The following is a 7246-nucleotide window of genomic DNA, read 5'->3' as shown; positions in this document are numbered from 1 at the left end:
CCCTTGCGGATGCCGCCCGGGTTGGTCACGCCCACGCCGGCATCGGCCGACCCTGGACCCGGAGCAGCGCTACATGCTGCTGGCCCCGGTGATCCGCGAGCGCAAGGGCGAGCATGCCCAGGTGTTCGACCAACTGCGCGCGCAGGGCTTCGTGCGTGTGCGCGTGGATGGCACCCTGCATGAAATCGACGCGGTGCCGCCGCTGGCGCTGCGCCAGAAGCACACCATCGAGGCGGTGATCGACCGCTTCCGTCCGCGCGAAGACATCAAGCAGCGCCTTGCCGAGAGCTTTGAAACCGYCCTCAAGCTGGGCGACGGCATGGTTTCGGTGCAGTCGCTGGACGTGGAGGACGCGCCCGCGCACCTGTTCTCGTCCAAGTACAGCTGCCCGGTCTGTGATTACTCGCTGCCCGAGCTGGAACCGCGCCTGTTCTCGTTCAACTCGCCGGTCGGCGCCTGCCCGGGCTGCGATGGGCTGGGCATGGCCGAGTTCTTCGACCCCTCGCGCGTGGTGGTGCACCCGGAGCTGTCGCTGTCGGCCGGTGCCGTGCGCGGCTGGGATCGTCGCAATGCCTATTATTTCCAGCTGATCGCCTCGCTGGCCAAACACTACAAGTTCGATGTCGATGCGGTGTGGCAGAGCCTGCCCGAGGACGTGCGCAAGGCGGTGCTGTTCGGCAGCGGCGAAGAAACCATCACCTTCACCTACTTCACCGAAGCCGGTGGCCGCACCCAGCGCAAGCACCGCTTCGAAGGGATCATTCCCAATCTCGAGCGCCGCTACAAGGAAACCGAATCCTCGGCCGTGCGCGAAGAGCTGGCCAAATACATCAGCGAGCGCAACTGCCCCGAGTGCAACGGCCAACGCCTGAACAAGGCCGCGCGCAACGTGTTCGTTGCCGACCGTGCGCTGCCGGAACTGGTGGTGCTGCCGATCGACGAAGCGCTGAAGTTCTTCAGCAGCATGTCCCTGCCCGGCTGGCGCGGCGAGATCGCCGGCAAGATCGTCAAGGAGATCGGCGAGCGCCTGGGCTTCCTGGTCGATGTGGGCCTGGATTACCTCACCCTGGAACGCAAGGCCGACACCCTGTCCGGCGGCGAAGCCCAGCGCATCCGCCTGGCCAGCCAGATCGGCGCCGGCCTGGTCGGGGTGATGTACGTGCTGGACGAGCCGTCGATCGGCCTGCATCAGCGCGACAACGAGCGCCTGCTCGGCACCCTCACCCGCCTGCGCGACCTGGGCAACACGGTGATCGTGGTCGAGCATGACGAAGATGCGATCCGCCTGGCCGACTACGTGCTGGACATCGGTCCGGGCGCGGGCGTGCATGGCGGCGAAATCGTCGGCCAGGGCACCCTGCAGGACATCCTGGATTCGCCGCGCTCGCTGACCGGACAGTACCTGTCGGGCAAGCGCGCCATCGAGATCCCGGCACGCCGGCACAAGCCCAACCCGAAGATGACCCTGCACCTGCGCGGGGCCAGCGGCAACAACCTCAAGGGCGTGGACCTGGACATTCCGTCGGGCCTGCTGACCTGCATCACCGGCGTGTCCGGCTCGGGCAAGTCGACSCTGATCAACGACACCCTGTTCTCGCTGGCCGCCAACGAGATCAACGGCTCTTCGCACGCGATCGCCCCCTACAAGGAGGTCGAGGGCCTGGACCTGTTCGACAAGGTGGTGGACATCGACCAGTCGCCGATCGGCCGCACCCCGCGCTCGAACCCGGCCACCTACACCGGTCTGTTCACGCCGCTGCGCGAGCTGTACGCGCAGGTGCCCGAAGCACGCGCACGCGGTTATTCGCCCGGGCGTTTCAGCTTCAACGTGCGCGGCGGCCGCTGCGAAGCCTGCCAGGGCGATGGTCTGATCAAGGTGGAAATGCACTTCCTGCCGGACGTGTACGTGCCCTGCGATGTGTGCCACGGCAAGCGCTACAACCGCGAAACGCTGGAGATTCTGTACAAGGGCTACAACATCAACGACGTGCTGCAGATGACCGTCGAAGATGCGCTGAAGCTGTTCGAGCCGGTGCCGAGCATCGCGCGCAAGCTGGAAACGCTGGTCGACGTGGGCCTGAGCTACATCAAGCTGGGCCAGAGCGCGACCACCCTGTCCGGCGGCGAGGCCCAGCGCGTGAAGCTGTCCAAGGAACTGTCGCGGCGCGATACCGGCCGCACCCTGTATATCCTGGACGAGCCGACCACCGGCCTGCACTTCCACGACATCGAGGCGCTGCTCGGCGTGCTGCACAAGCTGCGCGACGAAGGCAACACGGTGGTGGTGATCGAGCACAACCTGGACGTGATCAAGACCGCCGACTGGATCGTCGATCTGGGTCCGGAAGGCGGCCATCGCGGCGGCACCATCCTGGTCACCGGCACGCCGGAAGACGTGGCGGCCTGCCCGACCTCGTACACCGGTCAGTTCCTGGCCAAGATGCTGCCCTCCATCAGCGCGCGTCCGGAGCGACCGGCCGCGGTTGCCAACAAGCCCGACGCCCGCCCACCGCGCAAGGCCAAGCCGGAGAAGCCGGTCAGGAAGGCGGCGGCGGCCAAGAGCACCGGCAAGGTCAGCAAGACCAGCAAGACCAGCGCCGCCAGCAAGAAGAAGAAGGACGCCTGATGAGTACCGAACACAAGATCCTGGCCCGCGTACCGATCAGCGTGCGCTGGCGCGACATGGACAGCATGGGCCACGTCAACAACGCCAAGTACATTTCCTACCTGGAAGAAGCGCGCGTGCGCTGGATGCTGGGCGTGGAAGGCGTGTCGATGACCGACCGCATAGCACCGGTGGTCGCGGCCACCAATGTCAACTATCGCCTGCCGATCGTGTGGCCCAACGACATCGTGGTGGAGCTGTTCGTCGAGCGCCTGGGCAACAGCAGCGTGACCATCGGCCACCGCATCGTGGACGAGAAGAACGACAGCACGCTGTATTCGGACGGCAACGTGGTAGTGGTGTGGATGGACACCCAGACCGGCAAGAGCGCACCGCTGCCGGAGGCGATCCGCACTGCGTCCACCTGAGCAGGTAGTGCCGGCCGCTGGCCGGCAACCTCAGACTCCCGGACGGATATGTGCATGATTGCCGGCCGCTGGCCGGCACCCTCATGACGCCGGATCGATGTGCATGGATGCCGGCCAGCGGCCGGCACTACCGCCATTCGTTCAAAGGAATGCCATGTTCCACCAGACCGACATCCGCACACTTCTTCCGGGAATGACGCCGTTCCCCGCCGACGTTTTTTCCCGGGAGCAACCGTGGCTGGCCCAGCACCTGCTGCCGCTGATCGGCATCGACCTGGGCATCCTGCGGCAGGAACTGGCCGGCACCGTGGCCACGATGCTGTGCCCGATCGAGCCGTATGAAGGCTGCATCGGCGAAGACACGCAGGAACACCACAACGCGTTTACCGGTACCAACTGGATCGCCTTCGAACTGACCACCGACAACCGCATGCGCTTCCTCGGCAACGTGGGCTACTTCATCGGCGAGCAGGTGCAGGACAGCGACGCGGTGGAGCATATCGCCGAGATGCGCGACAGTTACGCCAAGGCACATGCCTATTTCCAGACCCACGGCCGCCTGGCCAGCTATTCGCGCTATGGCGATGGCGAGCCGGGCGAGCAGGCGTATCTGGACAGGCTCGGCGGGCAGATTTCCGGCGGCAACTGGACCGAGACCGCAGAGATCCCGGCGGCATTCGAAATCGCACTGGACCCGGCGATGTATGACCGCGACCGGCCCGACGATGCCGAGAACGTGCGCATCACCCGCGACGGCAAACCGTTCTTCGCGGTCGCCGAAGTGGCCGGTTACAACTGGTGCGCGGCGGGCGCCGATGCGATCGTGATGCTGTACGAACCAGACAGCCGCACGGTGCTGTTTTCCTACGACTGGACGTAACCGCAGCGTCTGGGTCTTGGAAAAGGCAGCCGAGCATGGCTCGGCTCTACCGATCATGGGCCGCGCGACGCGCAATCACCCTGTGACGCATCCCGGTAGCCGGGCATGGCGATCATGGGCCGCGCGACGTGCAATCACCCTGTGACGCATGCCGGCAGCCGGGCATGGCGATCATGGGCCGCGCGACGCGCGCTCGTTCTGTGAGGCATCCCGGTAGTGCCGAGCCATGCTCGGCAGCTCTGGCCAATGGCCGCTCAGTGCGCTGCGCCACTGCGCACCTGCAACTGCCCATCCACCTTGCGCCCGTCTTCCAGGCTCAGGCGCAGCGGCAACACCTTGCCCTCGCTGAGCGGCACCTCCGGCTGCATCAGCATCAGGTGCAGCCCGCCCGGCTTCAGCGCCACCGTGGCACCGGCCGCGATCGGCAGCCGCTCCACCGCGCGCATCCGGCTGACCCCGTCCACCAGCGTGGTTTCGTGCAGCGACACATCGCCGAAGGCCTTGCTGCCGGCGCCCACCACCACCACGGCGCTACGGCAGCCATTGTGGATCTGCCCATATCCCGCCGCCATCGGCATTGCCCCCGGCGGCAGCCGCACCCAGCCTTCTCGCACCGACACGCACGCCGGTTCGGCGGCGATCGCCGATGTTGCGAACGCACAGAGGGCCAACAATACGCACGCGAATGGTTTGGTTATCATCGCCTCAGTTCCCTGTCCGCAACGAGATCGCAGCATGACGACGCTTATCGAGGTGATCAACCATGGCCCCATCCGCGAACTGCGGCTGGCGCGCCCGCCGGTCAACGCGCTGGACACCGAGCTGTGCCGCCACCTGATCGGCGCACTCAACCAGGCCATGGCCGATGACGTGCACGGCATCGTGCTGTCCGGCAGCGAGCGCATCTTCAGCGCCGGCATGGACGTGCCCCATCTGCTCAGCCATGGCGATGACAGGCACAAGCTGCTGGACAGCTGGCAGGCGTTCTTCGGCGCGGTGCGCACGCTGGCCGAATGCCGGGTGCCGGTGGTGGCCGCGCTGACCGGGCATGCCCCGGCCGGCGGCTGCGTGCTGGCGCTGTGCTGCGACTACCGGATCCTGGCCCGCAGCCCGGACCCGGCGCAGCCGACCGTGATCGGGCTGAACGAGGTCCAGGTGGGGCTGGTCGCCCCCGAAGGCATCCAGCGCCTGATGCGCCGCGTGGTCGGCCACCATCGCGCCACCCAGTTGTTGGTGGGCGGGGAAATGGTCCCGGCCGAGCGCGCGCTGGAGATCGGGCTGGTGGACGAACTGGCCGACGCCGCCCAGGTGGTGCCGCGCGCGGTGGCCTGGCTGCAGCGCCTGCTCAAACTCCCACGCCAGCCGATGCTGCTGACCCGCGCGATCGCCCGCGCCGACCTCCACGAGGCCCTGCACGCGGACCTGATCCAGCTCGACCGCTTCGTCGAGGCCTGGTACGCCCCGGACGCCCAGCAGGCACTGCACACCCTCGCAGCACGCCTCGGCAAAGGCTGACCCTCCGGTAGTGCCGACCCATGGCCGGCAACCAAGCAATGCCCGAAACCCAAGGTAGTGCCGGCCGTTGGCCGGCAACCAAGCAATGCCCACCCCAGGTAGTGCCGGCCGTTGGCCGGCAACCAAGCAATGCCCACACACCAGGCAGTGCCGGCCCACGGCCGGCGACCACGCCCCCGCCCACCATGCGCTGCATGGTGGGATCCACCAGCCTGAAGCGAGCCTCTGAATCAGGGCGGGGCGGCCGCGAAGCGCCGGGGGCGTGGATGGCAATGACATCGACCCCGCAGTTTGCCAAGCGAACCGCAGGGGCGGCAGCGCGAGTGCATTGCCGTCATGCGGCCAGCGACCGGCACTACCCTATAATTCGGGTCCTCCCCCTTCCGGTTGCTTCCCTTGTCCGACACGCACGAACCCGTCGTCTCCGAGCTGATCGACCTGCTCACGCTCGAGCGCCTGGAAGACAACCTGTTCCGTGGCCAGAGCCGCGACATCGGCACCAAGTACGTGTTCGGCGGGCAGGTGCTGGGCCAGGCGCTGTCGGCCGCCCAGGCAACGGTGGACAACGGCCGCCACGTGCATTCGCTGCATGCCTACTTCCTGCGCGCCGGCAACATCGACCACCCGATCGTCTACGACGTGGACCGCACCCGCGACGGTGGCAGCTTCTCGGTACGCCGGGTCACCGCGATCCAGCACGGCAAGGTGATCTTCTTCTGCGCGGCCTCCTTCCAGCAGGCCGAGACCGGGGCCGAGCACCAGCACAAGATGCCCGAAGTGCCGCAGCCGGAAGACATCGAACCCAACCGTCCGCTGCCGCCGGAAGTGCTCGAGCGGCTGCCGATCAAGGTGCAGCGCTGGCTCTCGCGCGGCGGCCCGTTCGAGTTCCGCCATGTCTACCCGCGCGACGAACTTCATCCGCCCAAGCGCCCGCCCTACCACCAGGTGTGGCTGCGCCTGAATGAAACCGTGGGCGATGCGCCCGAGCTGCACCAGGCGCTGCTGGCCTACGCGTCGGACTTCCACCTGCTCGGCACCGCGACCTTCCCGCACGGCATCAGCTATTACCAGCCGCACGTGCAGATGGCTTCGCTCGACCACGCGATCTGGTTCCACCGTCCGTTCCGCGCCGACGACTGGCTGCTGTATTCGCTGGACAGCCCCAGCGCGCAGGATTCGCGCGGGCTGGCGCGTGGCCAGTTCTTTACCCGCGACGGCCTGCTGGTGGCCAGCACCGCCCAGGAAGGCCTGATCCGCGTCGTGCCCGACAGTGACGCGGCCGCCGCCGTGCCGGCCAAGGACTGACATGAGACAGATATTCAACAGCCAGCGCGTGGAGACCGTCGAAGGCGTGGCCAAGCTGCTGCGCGACGCCGGCATCGAAGTGCGCATCACCAACGGGCGCTCGTACCACAGCAAGCGCGGCAGTCAGTTCAGCTACCTGGACACCAGCAAGAACACCACCCACCCGACCCTGTGGGTGGTGCACGCCAACGACCAGCCGCGCGCGCGCGAAATCCTGCGCGATGCGCGCCTGCTGGAAACCACCCGCCGCGACCACCCCACCGCCGAGTTCGCTTTCCGCGACCAGGTGGGCGAGGTCGCGCCGCGCCGCAACTGGGCCTGGCGGATCCGGATCGGCCTGCTGCTGGTCATCGCCGCCGTGGCGATGGTGGTGGTGATGCATCACCGCAGCGCCCCCGCCGTGGCCCCTGCCCCGGTGGTACAGCCGGCCCCGGCCGCCGCCCCGGCCCAGCCCGCACCGCCGGAAGATGACGAAGTCCGGGTGAGAATCCAGCCCGCCAAGTAGTGCCGGCC

At 67.4% G+C, this 7246-nt stretch carries 7 protein-coding genes; 6 read left to right on the top strand and 1 reads right to left on the bottom strand.

The window, feature by feature from the left end; translation table 11 throughout:
- The 3 genes from uvrA to ACXJKH_RS11535 all read left to right on the top strand — a co-directional run.
- A partial coding sequence (gene uvrA / locus ACXJKH_RS11545; RefSeq protein WP_457319540.1) for an excinuclease ABC subunit UvrA occupies positions 1-2626 on the top strand: 2626 nt, incomplete at its 5' end.
- Positions 2626-3033 (top strand): acyl-CoA thioesterase, encoded by a 408-nt coding sequence (locus tag ACXJKH_RS11540; RefSeq protein WP_457319539.1) that lies wholly within the window; start codon positions 2626-2628, stop codon positions 3031-3033. The genes uvrA and ACXJKH_RS11540, both read left to right, overlap by 1 nt.
- 154 nt (positions 3034-3187) lie before the next feature.
- Positions 3188-3913 carry an enolase gene (locus ACXJKH_RS11535; RefSeq protein WP_457319538.1) on the top strand — a complete coding sequence of 242 codons (726 nt, stop codon included), beginning with the start codon at positions 3188-3190 and terminating at the stop codon, positions 3911-3913.
- Between the two features lie 254 nt (positions 3914-4167).
- On the opposite strand, the gene ACXJKH_RS11530 is transcribed toward ACXJKH_RS11535, so the two are convergent.
- Entirely contained in the window at positions 4168-4614 is a 447-nt protein-coding gene (locus tag ACXJKH_RS11530; RefSeq protein ID WP_457319537.1) for a copper chaperone PCu(A)C, read from the bottom strand.
- A gap of 34 nt (positions 4615-4648) precedes the next feature.
- On the opposite strand from ACXJKH_RS11530, the gene ACXJKH_RS11525 reads away from it, so the two are divergent.
- From ACXJKH_RS11525 to ACXJKH_RS11515, 3 genes are all read left to right on the top strand, one after another.
- Entirely contained in the window at positions 4649-5428 is a 780-nt protein-coding gene (locus tag ACXJKH_RS11525) for an enoyl-CoA hydratase/isomerase family protein (protein ID WP_457319536.1), read from the top strand.
- Positions 5429-5824: 396 nt separating this feature from the next.
- On the top strand, positions 5825-6733 hold the full coding sequence (gene tesB, locus ACXJKH_RS11520; protein ID WP_256777147.1) for an acyl-CoA thioesterase II: 909 nt from the start codon (positions 5825-5827) through the stop codon (positions 6731-6733).
- Position 6734: 1 nt separating this feature from the next.
- Positions 6735-7238 (top strand): putative signal transducing protein, encoded by a 504-nt coding sequence (locus tag ACXJKH_RS11515; protein ID WP_457319535.1) that lies wholly within the window; start codon positions 6735-6737, stop codon positions 7236-7238.
- Positions 7239-7246: the final 8 nt, after the last annotated feature.

The sequence above is a fragment of the Stenotrophomonas sp. P5_B8 genome (assembly GCF_054049855.1).
The sequence above is the reverse complement of the archived record's forward strand: the minus strand, read 5'-3'. Positions and strand labels throughout refer to the sequence as shown.

Bases quoted from the DNA above. Each gene is read 5' to 3' on its own strand.
- ACXJKH_RS11525 (WP_457319536.1), top strand. From the start codon at position 4,649: ATGACGACGCTTATCGAGGTGATCAACCATGGCCCCATCCGCGAACTG.
- ACXJKH_RS11540 (WP_457319539.1), top strand. From the start codon at position 2,626: ATGAGTACCGAACACAAGATCCTGGCCCGCGTACCGATCAGCGTGCGC.
- ACXJKH_RS11535 (WP_457319538.1), top strand. From the start codon at position 3,188: ATGTTCCACCAGACCGACATCCGCACACTTCTTCCGGGAATGACGCCG.
- ACXJKH_RS11515 (WP_457319535.1), top strand. From the start codon at position 6,735: ATGAGACAGATATTCAACAGCCAGCGCGTGGAGACCGTCGAAGGCGTG.
- ACXJKH_RS11530 (WP_457319537.1), bottom strand. From the start codon at position 4,614: ATGATAACCAAACCATTCGCGTGCGTATTGTTGGCCCTCTGTGCGTTC.